This window comes from Oleiphilus sp. HI0066 (assembly GCF_001635725.1).
Window position 1 is genome coordinate 18,052 of record NZ_LWFH01001822.1, and the last position, 18,796, is coordinate 36,847.

Sequence of the window (18,796 nt, forward strand, 5' to 3'; positions counted from 1 at the left end):
TCAGATCAATTTTCTCGGAGTCCAACAAATGAAAACAATAGGCCTTCTCGGCGGCATGAGTTGGGAAAGTACGCAAGGCTACTACAAAGCGATCAATGAAGGAGTGAAAGCTAAGCTTGGCGGTTTACACTCGGCCAAAATAGTTTTGGTGAGCGTAGACTTCGCAGAGATCGAGCACTTACAACATCAAAACGATTGGGAGAGCTGCGCGCAAATCTTGTTATCAGCCTCATTAAATGTCCAATCCGCTGGCGCCGACTGTCTGCTGATCTGTACCAACACTATGCATAAAGTCGCTCCAACTATCGAAGAAAAAATCAACATATCACTACTACACATCGCTGATGCCACAGGCCAAACACTTCTAAACGCAAATATTATTAAAGTAGGTCTGCTTGGCACCGCATTCACCATGGAACAAGACTTCTACAAAGGACGATTACAAGACAAATTCTCGCTAGATGTCCTTACGCCTAACGAGGAAGATCGTGCTGAAGTGCACCGAATCATCTACGAAGAACTCTGCAAAGGCCAACTGCTTGAGTCATCCAAAGAGCGTTACTTAGATATCATAAAGAAACTACAGGCCCAAGGTGCACAGGCTGTAATTTTAGGTTGCACAGAAATTGGATTGTTGGTGAAGCAAGAGGATACGGAAGTGACGCTTTTTGACACCACCGCTATTCATGCAGAAACAGCGGTGGATTTTGCTCTAAGCTAGTCGCGTAATCACATAGAAATCGATGTTAAGGCTCCCAGCCACTGCCAATCGCTCTAAATGGCATATCTAATTCGAAGCCTTCGATTTGACTAGCAACCCATGCAGGATAGGTATTGCTATTGGGACCTGGGAACACGGTATATTCATTTGCCCAAGGGTAATCACGTGAAACGCGAAGAATATCTTCGATGAGCTGATCAGCGCCCTCACCACGCTTTTCGTATACCAACTCTGGCTTTGCCCCAAACCAATAGCGATCAGGCAAGTCTTTCTCTATGCGAAGAACCGGCACACCCCATCGAGCGCGCCAGCCAATCACTTCAAGGACAGTGTATTGATCTGCATTGCTTGGTTTAACAGATATCCATGTATGCACTGCAAATATCCCTCGCCATCCCCAAGCATCTGCAGCGTAAACTTGCACGATGGCATCAGAATAATCACCGGGGAGTGGAGATAAATTCGCAGAGTCTCGGCTCGCGTCTCGCCAACTACCGGTGCTACACCCCGTAAGCACTAGACCAAGACTTAACACCAATACAGTGAATATACTTCGCATCGAAACCTCTTGATTTACCTTATTCAACTTAGACCTAAGACAAAATGTCTTACGCGTTATGAAGATGCGTAGATTAGACACAAAGCCTTTGAAAGAAGAGGTTAGATATACGAAAACTTTAAAAGTTCGAGTAAGACATACCCAAGCTGGGTCAATAAAGAATTTAGAATAAGGCAAAAACAAATAAAAACGCGCAGCTACTTAGCGTTAGGAGAGCAGCTTAGGCAAGGCGAAAGTTTATGAGAACACGGAGTTTACATATAAGTAAATACTCGCGTAGCTCGCCCTACGGACCGCACTAAAGTGCGTTCTGGCAAAGCCAGTGAGTAAAGCGAACAAGCTTTCAACACAGCTTACGAAACGCCTAACCTCACAAGCGACGATAAGACGCGACGAAAATGAACGAAAGCTCGCAGCTTCTTAGCGTTAGGAGAGCAGCTTAGGCAGGGCGAAAGTTTGTGAGAACACGGAGTTTACATATAAGTAAATGAGTATTTCGAACAAGCTTTCAACACAGCCTAAGCAATCGCAGTAGCTAAGAATGGATTTCGAATTGAAGTCCAGCTTTCGAGATTAATCTCTCAATCAACACATCCCCCATCGCAGTTGATGGCGTATGCATTCCTGCCACTTTAGCTGTCTTGTCTTTATCAAGCGCTAAGCACGCTGCCGCTTCACCAAGCATTTTAGAGGTAGACCCGTAACCAGGATCACGATCACCACTAACAAATCCTTTCACGATCGAGCCATCGCGCATTTTAGCGATCACAAGATACTTCCAGAAGCCAGCTTCGCGCTCTGCCTTAGATGGCCCCTCACCCGGTGCTGGTAAAAACTTAGCAGTAATCTTTTTGTAGAATCCACCGGGCTTACCGCCAAGCATTGCACCGAGACCAACCAAACCAGTAATCGCTTTCAAACGGCCAGAGAAGCCATCGCCAGTCAGCATCGCTTCATCATAGGTGAAATCTTTTCCATAAGGAAAACCCGCCAAAGCGTGGCTACGACGCACCACACGTGTGTTGATCGCTGCCATAACGAACGGCATAAGGAAGCTCTTTGCATCGTCATCGTACTTCACGCTTTGCAAATCGCGCTTATCGTCGCCACCCATCTCATCACGAGGATTCAAAGTGTACGGGTTATTCAATAACTTAAAGAGCTCTTTGTCATCCGCTACTTCAGCGAGCACGTTATTGATACTTGCAATCGTGCCACCACTCGCACCACCTTTCATTGACTTCACTCGAACCTTGATCGCTTTCGCGTATTCGCCTTTAAGCTCCTTCACTTTGTTCTGAACAAAGTAAGTGCCCAAGTCAGATGGAATAGAGTCAAAGCCACAACAATGAATAATACGCGCACCAGTTTCTTGAGCGCGTTCATGGTGTTGATCGATCATTCGACGAATCCACTGCGTTTCACCAGCAAGGTCACAATAATCCGTACCGGCTTCAACACAAGCCGCAACAAGCTCGTTCCCATACAAAGCATATGGACCAACAGTCGTACAAATAACTTTCGTCTTACTGACTAAGTCTTTCAAGCTAGCTTCGTCGTGACTATCCGCAATTAGGATTGGTATATCATTAGTGCCTTGGCCATCATTTAGACCTGCACGAACTTCCTCGAGCTTAGCTTGATTACGTCCAGCCATCGCCCACTTAAGCTCGCCATTGAGGCCGTAAGTACTTAAATAAAATTCGGCTACTAAGCGGCCAGTAAAGCTACTCGCACCCCAAATAATGACGTCATACTCACGTGAATCTGACATGTTATTTTTCTCCAGTTGTTATGTATGCAGAACGCTTTACGGGAGACGATAAACGCTCGAATAATTCTTTTATGATTCAGGAACACTCCAAGTGATCCTGAATTTACCTCTTTATAAAACAGTAGGTTCCCGTCCACCCCAGGGCGCCCTCTCTCGCTTCGCGATTCACCTTGTCTGCGGAAATGATGCACGCAGTATCCGAATAGCGTCACGAGAGCAGCATAGGCAAAGCGAAAGTTTGTGAGATAGCGGAGTTTACATATACGTAAATGAGCAAAGCGAACAAGCTTTCAACACGGCCTAAGCAATCACAGTAGCTATTTAACTACATAGCAGACATACCACCATCGACCGGAACCGCTATTCCGTTCATATACGTGTTCGCTGGCGACAACATCATCACCATCACGTTTACGATTTCCTCAACACGCGCAATACGCTTAAGCGGACAACCACGCGCAAGCGTCTTGTTTAATTCTTTCTCATCACCATTCGGATTAAGAATCGGGTTATCCACCATTGGCGTTGAAGTAAAGAATGGGCAAATCGCATTCACTCGCACATTCATTGCACCCATTTCCACAGCAGCCGTTTTTGTCATACCTACAACAGCATGCTTCGCGGCACCATAAGAACCACCCATTGGCGTCGCGCCTAAACCTGCCATTGATGCTACGTTTAGAATGGCCCCATCTTTTTGGCCAGCCATCATACGCATCTGGTGCTTCATACCGAAAGCAACGCCCTTTAGATTTACATCCAATTGGTGCTGCAAGGTTTTCTCATCGATCTGCGTAAACGGCATCAACTTCGGAGCAATACCCGCATTGTTTACCGCAATATCCATACCACCAAAGGTAGACTTTGCCAAAGCAACTAACTCTTCAGCATGCGATTCTTCAGCAACATTCCCAACAGCACTCGCTACTTCTGCGCCAAGCGCTTTTACTTTTTCGACAGTTTCAGCCAAACCATCCGCGTTGTAATCGGCAATCACTAGCTTTGCGCCACGCTCAGCAAGCTCTATTGCAAGTGCTGCGCCAAAACCACTTGCCGCACCCGTAATCAAGGCAACTTTGCCATTAAAATCAAGAAGCTTATCCATCTTACTATCTCCCTTAAATCGTAAAGCCGCCATCGACGACAATGCATTCACCTGTGGTATAGCTCGATGCATCACTCACGAGATACAAAACGGTACCAGCCATTTCATCTGGTTCTGCATGACGATGCATTGGAATCATCTGCATTGCCGCTTTGTACATGCTTTCATTGGTAAACAAAGCGCCTGCAAATTTTGTTTTGGTTAAACCCGGAAGCAAAGCATTCACTCGGATATTGAATGGAGCGCACTCTTTCGCGAACGCTTTGGTCATATTTATAACAGCAGCCTTAGTAATCGAGTAGATGCCCTGCATCATGCCCGGCTGAAGACCATTGATAGATGCCGTGTTCACGATTGCGCCTCCACCGTTTTTACGCATCAACTTGCCCGCCTCAGCAGACATAAAGAAGTAACCACGGATGTTTACATCAACCGTTTTGTTGTAAGCGCTAATATCGGTATCAAGAATATGACCAAAGTAAGGGTTAGCCGCCGCGTTGTTGACCAAAATATCTAACTTGCCGTGCTTATTGCCAATGTACTCAAAGGTCTCTTTAATTTGATCCATATCGCCAACATGGCAAGCCCATGCCTCTGCAGAACCACCCGCTTCACCAATCGCATCCGCCACACTCTGACAATCATCAATCTTACGGCTTGACACAATAACGTGAGCGCCCTGCTCTGCAAGCAGCTTGGCGATGGATTCACCAATACCGCGGCTTGCGCCAGTAACTAGGGCGATTTTGCCTTCCAGGTTAAATAAGTTAGTAGCCATCTTTTTTATCCTATTTCCTACATTCTTAAACTAGGGTCAGAGTACTTTTACTCTGACCCCAATATTTTGTTAAACCCTAGGTCCGACTTACAAAAGCGCGTCTGGAACAACCACAACCTTGCCTTTCACTTCGCGATTCATCACTTTCGCAAGCGCATCGCCAGTACGAGATAGTGGGAAAACTTCATCAGTTTCAAGGCGAACAACGCCATCGCGATACCAAGCAAATAGCTCCTGCATGTTTTGCATAAAGACCATAGGCTCGTGCATAACAAATTGACCCCAAAATACGCCAACTAAGGAATACTCTTTTACGAGTGCCAAATTAACAGGCAATTCAGGGATAGTGCCCGATGCAAAACCTACAACCAATAAACGGCCATTACGTGCCATTGCACGAGAACAGGCTGCAAATGCCTCCCCGCCAACTGGGTCATAAACAACATTCGCACCTTTGCCTTTAGTCAATTCTTTGATGCGCTCTTTAAGATCTTCTTCGCTGTAATTAATCAGCTCATCTGCGCCATTCGCTTTTGCCATCTCTAGCTTTTCTTGTGACGAACAAACTGCAATTACGCGCGCGCCCATTGCTTTACCAATCTGCACCGCCGCAATACCCGTTCCGCCTGCCGCGCCCAGAACAACAAGAGTTTCGCCCTTCTTCAAATGAGCGCGCTGCTTGAGTGCGTGGTGTGCTGTGCCGTGTGCGCACATTAGGTTTGCAGCATCGGTATCCGTAACATCATCTGTAACAGGTAACACCGTCATGGCATTCACGATCACCTGTTCTGCAAAAGCACCATATTTCTGGCTAGAGCCGATTAAGCGTTGGCCAACTTTAAGATGCTTAACACCCTCGCCTAACTCAACAACTTCGCCACAAAACTCCATGCCCGGAACAAACGGAAGCTCAGGACGCACTTGATATAAACCTTGCACTAACAAGCCATCAGGAAAGTTCACACCACTGGCTAGAATTTTCACTCGCACCTGACCTTTGCCCGGTGTTGGATCATCAATATCTTTGTACTCAAGATCCGAAATCGGACCGAATTCATTACAAACAATTGCTTTCATTGTTGTTCTCTTTTTTGTTCGCTAGAAGCTAGAAAATTATGTCGTCGTTCCCAATGATCAAAACAACACAGCAATGACGACAGCACCGATTAAATAGCGTTATGAGAGAAACTTAGGCGAGGCAAAAATTCACGAAAAGACGGAGTTTACAGACTAGTAAATGAGTACTTTGAGTGAATTTTTAACAATGCTTAAGTGATCGCAATAGCTATTTCAGAACTAACCCTCAGTTTTGATAACGTGCAGAGCCCCCATCGCTAATGGGGCTACGTAGGCCCCCACCTTACTCGCCTGCTTACTAGAAGCATTGCCATCCAAAGCACGCTTCGCGACACCTTGCGCTATCGCCGCTAAACGGAAATAACTAAATGCGAGGTAAAAGGCCCAATGGTCAATTTTCTCAATGCCCATCGCTTCACAATAAGTCTCGACATACTCAGCTTCGGTTGGAATACCCAACGCGCCACGATCTGCACCCGCGAGACCACTCATATCACCAGCGTTAGCTGGCATGCGTAGTTGCATGCACTGATACGCTAAATCAGCAAAAGGGTGACCCAAGGTAGAAAGCTCCCAATCAAGCACCGCTATTACACGGACTTCATCCGGAGCAAACATCATGTTGTCGAGACGGTAATCGCCATGCACAAGCGACACACGACCATCATCCTCTGGAATATGGCTCTCGAGCCATTCAATCAGCTGATCCATTGCCGGAATTTTTTGTGTTTCTGAATCACGATATTGCTTGGTCCAGCGCGATAATTGGCGCTCGAAGTAGTTCCCCGGTTTGCCATAATCACCTAAGCCAACCGCTTCAACATCGACTGAATGTATCGCTGCGAGCACTTTGCCCATTTGCGAATACGCGTGTGTGCGTTCTTCGTTAGATGCCAGTTTTGGTAATGCAGCATCCCAAAAAATGCGCCCCTCACAATATTCCATCACATAGAACATCGAGCCAATCACTTCGCGATCTTCACACAGGTGATACATCTTAGGCGTCGGCACATCCGTATTTTCTAGCGCTTTATAAACACGATACTCACGGTCTACAGCATGTGCTGACTTCAGCAATTTACCCGGTGGCTGGCGACGCAATACATACTCGCCACTAGCCGCACTCAATTTAAAGGTTGGATTAGATTGGCCACCTGAGAATTTCTCTGCGCTTTTTAAGCCATGGAAACTCTCGATATGCTCACTCAAATAGCGATCAAGAAGCTCAATATCTAAACTATCGACGTCTGACATGCTCGCCTCCTATTTCTTTGCCAGCATGGCGTAGCCAGAGGCTAAGCCGCGACCAAGCTGCATCATGTGCACTTCGTCCGGACCATCAGCCAATCTAATTACACGCGCCATTTGATAGGCTTGCGGCAAGAAGGTGTCTTGGCTTAAACCCATTGCACCGTGGATTTGCATAGAGCGATCAATCACCGTGCAGGCCATTTGAGGTGCAACAATCTTGATCATTGAAATAAGCGCCTTAGCACCTTTATTCCCAACGCGATCCATTTGATCCGCGGCTTTTAGCGTCAACAAACGCGCTTGCTCGATCTCACAGTAAGACTTAGCGATACTCTCGCGCACAGAACCTTGGCGGCTCATCGTCTTACCAAAAACGGTGCGCGACTCAGCACGTGCGCACATCATTTCAAAGGCACGTTGCGCAGCACCCACTAAACGCATGCAGTGGTGAATACGCCCCGGCCCTAAACGACCTTGCGCGATTTCAAAACCACGACCTTCACCCAAAAGCATATTGCTTGCCGGTACACGAACGTTCTCAAAAGTAATTTCTGCATGCCCTTCTGGCGCATCATCATTACCAAATACTTTCATTGGACGAACAACAGTCACCCCGGGCGTATCCATCGGGACTAAAATCTGAGACTGCTGAATATATTTGTTGGTGTTGTCAGGGTCTGTTTTACCCATCACGATCAGAATTTTACAACGCGGGTCACATGCACCTGAGATATACCACTTACGACCATTGATGACGTAATCATCGCCATCACGTTCAATGCGAGTTTCAATATTGGTCGCATCACTCGATGCTACATCTGGCTCCGTCATCGCAAAACCAGAGCGGATCTCACCCGCCAATAGAGGCTCAAGCCATTGTTTCTTTTGCTCTTCAGTGCCGTAACGCACGAGCACTTCCATATTGCCGGTATCTGGCGCACTACAGTTGAAGACTTCAGAACCAAAACGCGTGCGGCCCATAATTTCAGCAAGCGGTGCGTATTCAAGATTAGTCAAACCTGCACCGTATTCTGATTCAGGCAAAAACAAGTTCCACAAACCCTGCTTCTTCGCGAGCTCTTTTAGCTCTTCAATCTGAGGAGGAATGGTCCAGCGATTTTCACCTTCTTCAATGGCTCGGTTGAGCTCGTCTTCAATGGGATAAAGATAATTATCGAGAAAGGTTTGCACCTCTTTCATCAATTTTTTAACGCGATCTGAATACTCAAAATCCATGCTCTTTGCCTTCAGTGATTCTTATTTACGTGGCAAGCAGTTTAAAAACCGAAATAAAATCATTGAAGTTTATTTTATTTATATCGTTAAATAAAAATTAGTGATACTAAGTCAAATATTGAGGCTTCTCAGATGCTGTTGAACAAAATTGATATGAACCTATTTATCGTGCTCGATGCGATCTATAGCGAACGCAAGCTCACCAAAGCAGCAGAAGTGCTTCATATTACGCAGCCTGCAGTCAGTAATTCTCTTGCGCGCTTACGTGCGCATTTCAATGACGAATTGTTTGTGCGCCAGTCGGGGCAAATGGTCCCTACCCCGCTCACTGAAAACATCATTGAGCGCGTACGAGAGGCCCTCGCCTCACTGCAAAGCAGTCTCAACGAACATGATGCCTTTGACCCATTGCAGTCAACGCGAACTTTTCGTTTCTCAATGAACGACACATCAGAAGCCTATGTATTACCGCGCTTAATGCATGTACTTCAAAAAGAAGCCCCGAATATTCAAATCGAGAGTTACAGTATTCCGCGTAGCGATATGGTGCGCGCGTTCAGCGCCGGTGAGCTCGACTTTGCCCTTGATGTACCCATCATTAACGACAGCAATCTCGTCAATACGCCAATTGCTGACGACCGTTATGTATGCGTCGCACACCCAGAACATCCGCGCATTCAAGGTGATCTGAGCCTCGATCAATACATGAAAGAAGCGCATATTCATGTATCGAGTCGACGAAAAGGAGGTGGCCAAATTGATGCGGTACTTGCTCGATTAGGTCTTCAACGCGAAATTAAACTACGTATTCAACACTCGCGCGCAGCGAGCCCAATCGTCGCGCAAACAGACATGCTCCTCACCATTCCTGAAAGCCTGACACAAGGCACTGAACTACAAATACTCGAACTACCCTTCGCCATTCCAAAGCTAGACTGGCACCTATACTGGGCCCAACGGCATGAGAATGATCGTGCGCATCAATGGATGAGGGAGAGGATATTTGAGGTTTTTGGGGAAGAGTAATATTTGAAAAGCCATTAGGCTGTTAACGGAATGCTCTATTGCTTAAAAACAGCGAAGACAGCCGATCGATAGATTAGATCGGCTATTAATCAAGAATAGTCAAAACCTATTGGCATTCTGAAGGAAGATGCTTTACTAGTAAGTTTTCTCCATAACAACTCCAATATACATTTCCTTCTTCAACATAAGGTTCCAGAACTATGTATTGTTCCTTCCCCTCTTCATTTATGCCAACTTGAGCTCCTATAACACCATTTTCATAGATCGCAATTTGTGAACTTTGGGTTGCATTAGAAATATAGTTTTCTGAATAGCCCAATGTTTGAAGTGACTCAGGCCACGCTTGATTAACCACGGCATATTCTGTTACTTCTTTGCTCACAGCTTCTGCATCTATATAAACTTCTGTATATCGAGCTTTTTGTACATAGTCTTGATATGCAGGTATTGCTACGGCAGCCAAAATACCAACTATCGCAATAGTAATCATCAACGATACCATACCGCCACCAGAGCCAAATCTAGGTACGAACAGAGATAAAAACCAAGCAAATGCATGGCGCGATGGATGATTGATCTCTCGTCCCTCGTTCATAGCCAACGCAGCTGCCATTCTTTTGGTTAACCAAGGATAATCACTTATTAATTCGTTGAATGACATCCAGAAACCATTTGTTTCGGATATTTGCGCTAAATAGGCATCAACATTGATCGACTTCCAGCGAGTATCACCTGCTGCAATAGCAGAAATTGCTGCCTTGATATCATCTTCAGATTGACAACACGCTACACCATAACGGTCACAAGTATATTCCTCTGCTCGCCTTAACGCTGCGCCCAGCAAGGGAAGTATCGAACTTGGAAGTATGAAAAAACTCCACAAAAGGTGATTGCGATGAATATGACCTAACTCATGCCCAATATAGAAATCTACAGCACTTGATTGATCTTCTAACGCATCTACTACATCAGTATATAAAACGACAAAATTCCTCCCTAAAAATCTAGTCGCAAGGGCATTGAAGAAATCCGTTCTAAGTAAATAGGCATCAGGAATAACTTCTAGCCCTACTTTTTCACAACTATTTACCAAACTTTTATATAAATCAGGATATTGCTCCTGGCTTATTTTAACCCCCGTACCTTTTATATGTGTGATAAAAGCTGAGTGGGCAAAAAGGAAAAATAAATATCCAAACAAAAAATAGATCAGAGCAATCCCAATAGTCCCGAGCACCAACGCCAACCAGAATAACCCTGAAATGGTAACCGCAATGGCAAAGAGTTTTTTCTCATTTTTATAGACTAAATCCATCTATTTACTACTCCTTAAAAATTATTATTTTTGAATCTGCATAAGAAAAGTACTCTTCTCTGCAAAACCGAGTGCAAGAGTATGCAATGCAGACTTTTTACTCACCTTATACTTCGGTAATTTAGTTATATCAAAAAGAAAAACAACGAAAAAACCAAGTTATGAGGAACTACAACGAAGCATTTATCCCGTCGAGCGCGCAAGCGATCCGGGTCGCCTTTGGGATCCAAGGGTGTTTGGCGAGACAAATACCCTTGGGCGCAGTCGGTCGCCACCGACAGGAAAAGAAGAGTAGAAACTAGGATTTTTCTACAAAAAACCAAAGATCAACACAATGGATTTCCGCCTTCGCGGAAATGACGTATTAGAATGAAGCAATAACGATTAGCTAATGTGCAAGTTGATAAGAGTGCTTAGCAATCATTCGACAGAACAACCTTCTATCCAACTAACTCTCCATCAACAAACACACAACAACTCCCCGGTTCGAGTTTGGTCCAAGTCTCATCCACGGTGAGCGGTTCGGTCGCAACCACACTAACTACATCGTTTTCACTGGTTTCATTTGAAAAGTCGATGGTGACATCGGTATCAGCAAGTTTCGCTTCGCCAAACGGTGCACGGCGGGTAATCCAACTGAGCTTGGTAGAACAGAAGGTAAAGAGCGCATCGCCATTACTCAGTATGATATTTGCGATGCCGGCTTCGTGAATTTTCAAACAACACTGATGCACAAAAGGCACCCACTCTTCCCAGCTCGGGCAGCACGAGAAATGCTCGTCTAACTGCCCCATCAACCAACAGAACAGATGCTCGCTATCGGTGGAGCCAACTGGGCGAAAACGTGTCAGTTCAAACTGGCTGAATTCTTTAAGCTGACCATTATGTGCGAAGGTCCAAGGCTTACCCCATAGCTCGCGCTGAAATGGATGGGTGTTGGCCAACGACACCTCACCAACATTAGCTTGGCGAATATGCGAAACCACCGTATTACTTTTAATTGGATAGGTTTGAAGAAAGCGCGCAATCAAGGATTCTGAACTAGGCAAATGATCTTTAAACTCGCGTACGCCATTCGCCTCATAAAACACTAAACCCCAACCATCTTTATGCGGCCCAGTCGCACCGCCACGCTGCAACAATCCTGTAAAACTAAAACAAATATCGGTTGGGACGTTGGCGCTCATCGCCAGAAGTTCACACATAACTCTTTTAATACTCAGATCTAATTTATCTTGTGACCACTTTCAATCAGAAGCGCTAACCACTCGGGAGTGCTAATTCCATATCGACACGATGCATGCCCTGCCCCCAGGCATCTTGAGTTTCGCTCAGAACAACCGCACCATGCTTGGCAAAAAATGGCGCCGATAAATGACTTGCTGCAATATCGATGACTGGCGCACTCGCTTCCACTGCAAAGGATTTTGCGTTGTTCATCATCTCCGTGCCGACACCCGAGCCAGCACTTGACGGCGCAACCATGATCCAAACGATGCGGGCTCTTGCCGTCATTTCATCAACGCGCATGCCGTAGGCTGCGGTAACAGCATCATTGATAACGCCAACGCGATACCCATCAGGAACAGGATCTAAAAACTGCGCGTAATCGGCACGTTCATTCTCAGCAAAATATTGTGGGCAGTTTGCATCGAACAGTGCCAAGCACGCATCTTTATATCCCTCTGTATAAGGAAAGAATTCCATCACACATACCTCTACACGCCAAGATTGACCGCATACACAATTGCGAACCTTAAGGCTCGCATGATACAAAATGAAGCCTACTGTAAGACACTACATTTTTCGAATAAGAATAAAAGAGAATCACTATGTCGACATACCCTAAATCGCTTGACCATATGCTTGCTGCGTGGAACGAACCTGACCCATCGAAAGTACGCGCGCATCTTGATCTCGCACTAAACCCGGACATTCGTTTTGTCGACCCGATGATCGATGTGACAGGTATTGATGGCTTTGAACTGAATGTTCATAAAGTAAAAACTGAATTGCCCAATGCCGTGTATTCTCGAACGAGCGGCTGGGACGCACAGCATGGTTTTTACGCTATCACTGGGCAATTCACCAAGGCGACAAACTGGTACTAAAAGGCTTTGATGTCGTCGAAATAGACAATAACGATCAAGTCGCTAGCGTAATAGGTTTCTTTGGCGACATCCCAAATTTATAAGCGCACATCAAATAAGAAATAGAAAGTAACAACACGGACTTCATTTCCCATGAACGAAAACACTTTCAAACTCAGTATCGGTATTTCAGCAGCAATCTTCCTCGCCGTGTTCGCACTTTATACCGCACCTGCCGCTTTGGTTGATGGCGATATAATCGGTGCTTTTACAGCAGGCTTCGTTAACCCTTTCGCGGCTGGTTATTCAACTGACGTGATTATGTGCTGGTTCATTATGAGCGCCTGGATCCTTTACGAACGCAAGCAATTCGGGTACAAATATGGCCCGCTATGTATGGCCTTAGGATTAGTACCGGGCGTGGCAGTCGGCTTCGCTTTGTATTTATATTTGAGAACCAAACAAGAAACATATCGTCTAAGTTCAGATGTCTGACGAGAAAACTATGATTCGAATATTTAGCCACGACAACTCTATGGTCGTGCATAACATCAAAAACATCCTTGAGAATAACGGTATCGGCTGTGAACTAAAAAATGTTTTTGGCGGCAGTGCTGCCGGCGAAGTACCGCCTATCGAGGTGTGGCCCGAGATATGGGTTGATGAACTCCAAACAGATAAAGCCGCTGAATTAATTGAAGAAGCGATGCACGGCGCCAACGATAAAACTCACTGGCGATGTCCTAATTGTACAGAAGAAAACCCGCCTGCTTTTGAAATTTGTTGGAGCTGTGAAGCAGAAAAACCAAACTAACCTAAAGCTTGGTTTTGCCCAAAAACACGCTTATGACTCATGGCAAATCGAGGTACCGCCTTGGTGGGCCAAGCTACTATCCTCATCTTCGCTATGATGACGATCATCAACACAAAGCAAAAACTCTTCACTGATGACTTCTAGCTCAACACCGTCTATTTCATAACGCTGCAAAAGGTAGCGCATCAATTCATTGCTCAAACTTCCTGATATGGCATTCAATGAACTAACTAGTGCCGGTTCTGCTTCCAGCAAATCTGTTCTAAGTACGGGCACCATGTTGTAAGGGGAGAAAAATAACTTGTCGTCCTCAAGCAAGCGCAAGTAGCCTAAATCCAGCTCTTGGTCGGTCTTATACACCAATCCCACGTCGACCATACCAAGCCTCAAGGCACGGTATAAATCTTCACGCTCGTAGATCTGCTTAATCTCGATGTTGGCGAGATTAAATCCATAAAACTTGGCGAGTGCTTCCCATCCGTCATGATCCCGATACTCGAGATAATCTGGTTCAATGCCAAACACCCACTTTCGGTTTGAGCTCGCGACCTCAGATAAGTCACGCACAGCGACAAAATCTTGAATATCTCTGCGCACAACAAAGGCATAATCATTATGCAAAGGAGAGTAATCTAGAAGAGAAAACTGGCTTTCGTTTTCTGCTAGAACAGATTTCACTCTCTCATAGACGAGTTTAGCGTCGTACGGTGGTGAGGTTTTGATATTGTAAGCACTCAAAAATGACGCTGTGTAACCCCAGTAAAGATCAATTTTGTCGTCACGCATCGCATTTACCGCGCCTGTGAAGTTCTCGAAATTCACGGCCTTTAAACGAATATGCTGAGTCTTTGTGTTTTTCGCCAACCATGCTTTGGTTAGTTCATAGATTAGATCTTGCTCGGCAAAATTAGATATTCCAATTCTGAGCTCTCGTTCCTGAGGCGCACTGACCAACTCTGTGTTCACAGAATCATCAGCAGATTGTTCCGATGCCTGCTCTTCATGCTGCGGTTCGTTGTTCACGTCATTACTAGCGCAAGCTGCTAGCAAACTTAAAAGCAATACAACGCCAATGCATCTCTTAATTGAAAAAGCCATAGTTATAGCGCCTCTTCGATATCAACAGTTTGAAAACGACGTTTATCTTCACTGTCGTTTTGATTCGAGCGTAATTCAACCGTCCATATGTTCCATTGCGTTTTCTGGAATCGGTCATGCTTTGCGAAATAAGTGATCATGCGGCGATTTTTTGCGCGACCGCGCTTGGTTGAATTATCAGCAATTGGATAATCGAACCCCTGCCCTGAAATCAGAATGTGTTCTTTGTTCACCGAAAACTTTTCAATCAACACCGTCGCGACCGCTCGAGCACGACGCAAAGATAGAGCATTGTTATATGCACGTGATCCGACGTTGTCGGTGTGTCCTTCAACGAGAATAAAGGGAGGATCATCGGTCGCTTGAACAAGGTCATGGTATTCATAAGCAACAGTGCCAATATTTTCGATATATTCCGGCTTCACTTTCGCCGAGTCAGTATCAAAATTGATTTGCAGAAAGCTTTGCTGAATATCGCTTAGCAACTGCGCACAACCTTTGTTGTCGACCACTCCGCCTCGCAATGTATCTGGACAATCATCTCGCTCATGGATGACACCATCGCGATCATGATCAATCAAATTTCCGGCTTTGATGTTTAAACGATCATACTCGTAACCGCGCCAATCACTCGTTTCAGCAGAGGCCAAACCAGAACCAAAAAGATCTTCTTTTGACTCTTCAGTAGGAGTACTTGAGCACCCCAAAATAAACAAGATCGCGGCAAACGCCATACAGGTTCTCACGACTAAACATTTCATCGCTCAACCTCCTCTTTGATCGTTTTCTCAATATTGATGCGCATACTCTCTAACAAAAATCCTTGAATATGCATCAGTCTGTACTGGTCTGTTAAAAGGCTATATTCAGTATCTAAGTAAGACTTACGCGCTTCAAACAATTCGTTGGAGCTATCAAGCAAATCAAGCAATGAGCGACGGTTGACCTGAAACTGGGAGTTATAAAGTGTTTCTGCCTGTTTGGCTGACACAACATACTCTCGGAGTACTTCGATATTGCGCTGATCGCGCAAATAGCCACCCCAGATCAAGTCGATACGCTCCATCACTTGGCGGCGCGCATTGTTCGAGATCATCTGCGCTTCTTCCACTTTGTAGTAGTAAGCTTTAGCTTCATTTACATCGCGCGTCCCGTTGAATAAATTCCAATTCAACTCGACAACGGCACTCGCATCCTCTTCTTCGCCATTAAACCCAGACACATTCTTTTTCTGTCCACCATCGATGACCAAATCGACTTGCGGGTAATAACCCGACTTGCGCGATTTGTACTGCGCTTGAGCTGCTTTCACATCGAAGGTTGATAACAAAATGGTCGGATTATTTGCCAATGCCACGCTCTGCGCTTGTGAGCGTGAGTCAGGAATATAAGACTTGTCAGCTTGAGGCTTGTTCATAGAGATGGACAAGCTCCCGACCAAAGAAATATATCGGCTGCGGGTGTCCATCAATTCATTTCGGGCATTGTTTAAGTTCGCTTCCGCACGACTAATACGCCCATTAATTTGTGCAATATCTGCTTTGTCACCGACACCTTGTTCGTGCCTGTCATCGACCTTTTGTTTGATGTTGTAATGCATATCGAGATTTTCCTGTGCGAGTAATACCAGCTCTTTGGCTTTAAGCACATTCAAATAGTTTTCAACGATCTCTAAACCGAAGTTTTCAGAGGCTTCTTTCACTCGATAGCTAGCCGACATAAAGGTCGCTCGAGTACGAGAGGATTCCGCCGCAGATTGTCCTCCTCGGTATAGAGGTTGGCGCAACTGCAAACGTGCCTGACGACGCGTCATATCAGTACTGCTGCGTTGGTCATTGTCTGTATATTCTCGGCCGTAATCGCCGCTTAAACGTAAGGTTGGCAAAAACCCTGCAATCGAGCTTTTATCTTGATAATACGCCGATTTTAGGGCGCTAAAGCTAAAGCGAACTTGAGGGTTCGTCGACAAACTTTCTTGCACAACAGCTTCTAAACTTCCTGTGATGCCTTTACTCGTATATAGGCACACGAAGATCATAAGTAAAGTGCGCCACAGAATTGAAAAATGACTCATGACTTAACCATCCGAAGAACGGGTTTAAAGAAATATTCCAACACCGACTTTTGCCCAACTTGAATATCAACCGCTGCCTGCATCCCGGGAATAATAGGCAACTCATTTCCAGCTACGTCGGTCAGCATATTGGCGACAGTAAGTTTCACCAGATAGTAGTTCGTGCCTGTCTTTTCATCCAATAAAGTATCTGCACTCACATTCGATACCACGCCTTCCAGCCCACCATAGGTTGCAAACTCATAGGCACTGACCTTAATTTTTCCAGGCAAACCTACTTTCACAAAGCCAATGTCTTTGGGCCTCACTTTGGTCTCAAAGATAATTTCATCATCGGCAGGGACAATTTCGATCATCGTCATCCCTGGCTGTACGACCTCACCCACCGTCGACACATGTACTTTTTTGATTACCCCAGTAATAGGCGCTGTCACTTGTGTTCGTCTTTGCTGGTCGGCGCGTCTGCTAATATCTGCATTGGCAATCTCAATGTTGGCGCGCACATCCGCTAACTCTTTTTGTGCTTCGCCACGAAACTCTTCGACAACCGCTCTTTTCTTCTGCTCAAGTCGCATCAGTTTGCTTTTGATCTGAGGGATGTCCGATTTGCTTCTACCTACTTCAAGATTTAGTTCAGAAATACGCTGATCGATATTCAACAACTCAATTGCCGGCACAGCTCCTTGTTTAACGAGCGGTGCATTAATTCGACGTTGCTCTTTGGATAAACGTAGTTGTTGTTGATAGCTGCGTAAGGCTTGATTAGCACTCGCGAGCTCTTGTTGCGCTTCTTCCATTTCCAGTTCAATAATGCGCAAATTACTGTTGTGCTCATTGAGTTGAATTTCGAGCAACTGGTTTTCAGCATCAATAAACTGCGGCGCTTTGTTATAGAGAGAATTGTGATAGACGGGGTCGGTAATATTCACGACAGCTTCGATTCGAGCCGCTTTGGCTAAGGCTGCTAGGTATTCCGTTTCAGATTGAATAAGATTCGCCGATGCCTGTGTATCATCTAAGACAAGCAATACCGCACCTTTTTCCACAAGTTGGCCATCGCGTACCATCACTTCTTCAAGAATGCCGCCCTCAAGGTTCTGAATCTTTTGAATGCTTGCCGATGGAATCGCCTTCGCTTCACCACGAATAATTTCATCCATATTGGTTAATGCAGCCCACACTAGTGCAATCACAAAAAATGCACTTAAGGCATACAGAATCCATGCACTGACTTTAGGTCGTTGGTGCAAACTCGCAAGAATAGCATCTGTGACATAGCCTCCGTCTTGCTTCTCGAGTGACTCAGCTTGATTGAGCTTATGATCGATATCAGACATGCTCACCTCCCGCATCCGATTGAGTGTTTGGCTGTTCGCCTAAACCTTTCAGTCGCGCCAATACCTCCTCTTTATCGCCCATCATTGCGACTCGCCCGCCATCAAGTACGAGCACTTTGTTTGCAAGCTTGAGCATTTCAAGATTGTGGGTCAGAAAAATCATAGTCTTCCCTTCCCCTACGACGGCTAATTGATCGATCAGTTTTTTCTCAGACGACTTGTCTAGGTTTGAACTCGGCTCATCAAAAATGAGGATGGGCGGATCAGGCAGCAAAGCACGCGCGATGGCAAGGGTTTGACGTTGTCCGAGCGAGAGAAATCGTCCTTGCTCACCAATATCTCTATCAAGCCCTTCGGGATCTTGATTCACAAAGTGACCAACGCCTGATCGCTCAACAGCCTTTAAGATATCTTCGTCAGTAGCGCTAGGAAGCGCCGCAACAATGCTATCGCGAATAGTGCCTGATAGGAGCTGCGGGATTTGCGTGACTACACCAATGTTTCTGCGCAAGTCAGCAGGGTCGATTTGTCTTAGATCAAT

Annotated in this window: 20 protein-coding genes; 5 read left to right on the forward strand and 15 right to left on the reverse strand. The window is 45.5% G+C overall.

Annotation, left to right across the window (positions count from 1 at the left end; all coding sequences use genetic code 11):
* Positions 1 to 28: 28 nt before the first annotated feature.
* The gene (locus A3738_RS28265) at positions 29 to 721 is read left to right on the forward strand and encodes an aspartate/glutamate racemase family protein (RefSeq protein WP_068476133.1); all 693 of its coding nucleotides are present in this window, start codon (positions 29 to 31) and stop codon (positions 719 to 721) included.
* Positions 722 to 746: 25 nt separating this feature from the next.
* Here A3738_RS28265 and A3738_RS28270 read toward each other — a convergent pair whose 3' ends face one another.
* The 7 genes from A3738_RS28270 to A3738_RS28300 form a co-directional block, all read right to left on the reverse strand.
* The gene (locus A3738_RS28270) at positions 747 to 1,280 is read right to left on the reverse strand and encodes a DUF3750 domain-containing protein (protein ID WP_068476134.1); all 534 of its coding nucleotides are present in this window, start codon (positions 1,278 to 1,280) and stop codon (positions 747 to 749) included.
* A 535-nt stretch (positions 1,281 to 1,815) separates the two neighbouring features.
* Positions 1,816 to 3,054: a trans-acting enoyl reductase family protein gene (locus tag A3738_RS28275; RefSeq protein WP_068476135.1), complete on the reverse strand. Its 1,239-nt coding sequence runs from the start codon at positions 3,052 to 3,054 to the stop codon at positions 1,816 to 1,818.
* 325 nt (positions 3,055 to 3,379) lie between these two features.
* Positions 3,380 to 4,159: an SDR family NAD(P)-dependent oxidoreductase gene (locus A3738_RS28280; RefSeq protein ID WP_068476136.1), complete on the reverse strand. Its 780-nt coding sequence runs from the start codon at positions 4,157 to 4,159 to the stop codon at positions 3,380 to 3,382.
* Between the two features lie 13 nt (positions 4,160 to 4,172).
* A complete protein-coding gene (locus A3738_RS28285; RefSeq protein ID WP_068476137.1) occupies positions 4,173 to 4,937 on the reverse strand; it encodes an SDR family oxidoreductase in 765 nt (254 codons plus the stop codon).
* Positions 4,938 to 5,024: 87 nt separating this feature from the next.
* Positions 5,025 to 6,014 carry an NADPH:quinone oxidoreductase family protein gene (locus A3738_RS28290; RefSeq protein WP_068476138.1) on the reverse strand — a complete coding sequence of 330 codons (990 nt, stop codon included), beginning with the start codon at positions 6,012 to 6,014 and terminating at the stop codon, positions 5,025 to 5,027.
* Positions 6,015 to 6,233: 219 nt separating this feature from the next.
* Positions 6,234 to 7,268: a phosphotransferase family protein gene (locus A3738_RS28295; protein WP_068476139.1), complete on the reverse strand. Its 1,035-nt coding sequence runs from the start codon at positions 7,266 to 7,268 to the stop codon at positions 6,234 to 6,236.
* Positions 7,269 to 7,277: 9 nt separating this feature from the next.
* Positions 7,278 to 8,501 carry an acyl-CoA dehydrogenase family protein gene (locus A3738_RS28300; protein ID WP_068476140.1) on the reverse strand — a complete coding sequence of 408 codons (1,224 nt, stop codon included), beginning with the start codon at positions 8,499 to 8,501 and terminating at the stop codon, positions 7,278 to 7,280.
* A 132-nt stretch (positions 8,502 to 8,633) separates the two neighbouring features.
* Between A3738_RS28300 and A3738_RS28305 the strand changes: the two genes are divergently transcribed.
* Positions 8,634 to 9,527 (forward strand): LysR family transcriptional regulator, encoded by an 894-nt coding sequence (locus tag A3738_RS28305; RefSeq protein WP_068476141.1) that lies wholly within the window; start codon positions 8,634 to 8,636, stop codon positions 9,525 to 9,527.
* Between the two features lie 106 nt (positions 9,528 to 9,633).
* Here the strand turns inward: A3738_RS28305 and A3738_RS32460 are convergent, their stop codons facing one another.
* The 3 genes from A3738_RS32460 to A3738_RS28320 form a co-directional block, all read right to left on the reverse strand.
* Positions 9,634 to 10,842 carry a M48 family metalloprotease gene (locus A3738_RS32460; protein WP_068476142.1) on the reverse strand — a complete coding sequence of 403 codons (1,209 nt, stop codon included), beginning with the start codon at positions 10,840 to 10,842 and terminating at the stop codon, positions 9,634 to 9,636.
* 440 nt (positions 10,843 to 11,282) lie between these two features.
* Complete coding sequence (locus tag A3738_RS28315; protein ID WP_068476143.1) at positions 11,283 to 12,047, reverse strand: class II glutamine amidotransferase; 765 nt, start codon at positions 12,045 to 12,047, stop codon at positions 11,283 to 11,285.
* 55 nt (positions 12,048 to 12,102) lie between these two features.
* Entirely contained in the window at positions 12,103 to 12,549 is a 447-nt protein-coding gene (locus tag A3738_RS28320; protein WP_068476144.1) for a GNAT family N-acetyltransferase, read from the reverse strand.
* Between the two features lie 125 nt (positions 12,550 to 12,674).
* Between A3738_RS28320 and A3738_RS28325 the strand changes: the two genes are divergently transcribed.
* From A3738_RS28325 to A3738_RS28335, 3 genes are all read left to right on the forward strand, one after another.
* Entirely contained in the window at positions 12,675 to 12,953 is a 279-nt protein-coding gene (locus A3738_RS28325) for a nuclear transport factor 2 family protein (protein WP_068476145.1), read from the forward strand.
* 132 nt (positions 12,954 to 13,085) lie between these two features.
* Positions 13,086 to 13,427 (forward strand): DUF2834 domain-containing protein, encoded by a 342-nt coding sequence (locus tag A3738_RS28330; protein ID WP_068476146.1) that lies wholly within the window; start codon positions 13,086 to 13,088, stop codon positions 13,425 to 13,427.
* A gap of 10 nt (positions 13,428 to 13,437) precedes the next feature.
* The gene (locus A3738_RS28335; RefSeq protein WP_068476180.1) at positions 13,438 to 13,746 is read left to right on the forward strand and encodes a DUF2007 domain-containing protein; all 309 of its coding nucleotides are present in this window, start codon (positions 13,438 to 13,440) and stop codon (positions 13,744 to 13,746) included.
* A 30-nt stretch (positions 13,747 to 13,776) separates the two neighbouring features.
* On the opposite strand, the gene A3738_RS28340 is transcribed toward A3738_RS28335, so the two are convergent.
* From A3738_RS28340 to A3738_RS28360, 5 genes are all read right to left on the reverse strand, one after another.
* Positions 13,777 to 14,844, reverse strand: a complete 1,068-nt coding sequence (locus tag A3738_RS28340; protein WP_068476147.1) for a glycine betaine ABC transporter substrate-binding protein — start codon at positions 14,842 to 14,844, stop codon at positions 13,777 to 13,779.
* A gap of 2 nt (positions 14,845 to 14,846) precedes the next feature.
* Positions 14,847 to 15,605: an OmpA family protein gene (locus A3738_RS28345; protein ID WP_068476148.1), complete on the reverse strand. Its 759-nt coding sequence runs from the start codon at positions 15,603 to 15,605 to the stop codon at positions 14,847 to 14,849.
* Positions 15,602 to 16,918 (reverse strand): TolC family outer membrane protein, encoded by a 1,317-nt coding sequence (locus A3738_RS28350; protein WP_068476149.1) that lies wholly within the window; start codon positions 16,916 to 16,918, stop codon positions 15,602 to 15,604. The genes A3738_RS28345 and A3738_RS28350 overlap by 4 nt, the downstream gene beginning before the upstream one ends.
* Positions 16,915 to 18,255, reverse strand: a complete 1,341-nt coding sequence (locus A3738_RS28355) for an HlyD family type I secretion periplasmic adaptor subunit (RefSeq protein WP_068476150.1) — start codon at positions 18,253 to 18,255, stop codon at positions 16,915 to 16,917. The genes A3738_RS28350 and A3738_RS28355 overlap by 4 nt, the downstream gene beginning before the upstream one ends.
* The coding region (locus A3738_RS28360; RefSeq protein WP_197474108.1) for an ATP-binding cassette domain-containing protein at positions 18,248 to 18,796 on the reverse strand (549 nt) is incomplete at its 5' end. The genes A3738_RS28355 and A3738_RS28360, both read right to left, overlap by 8 nt.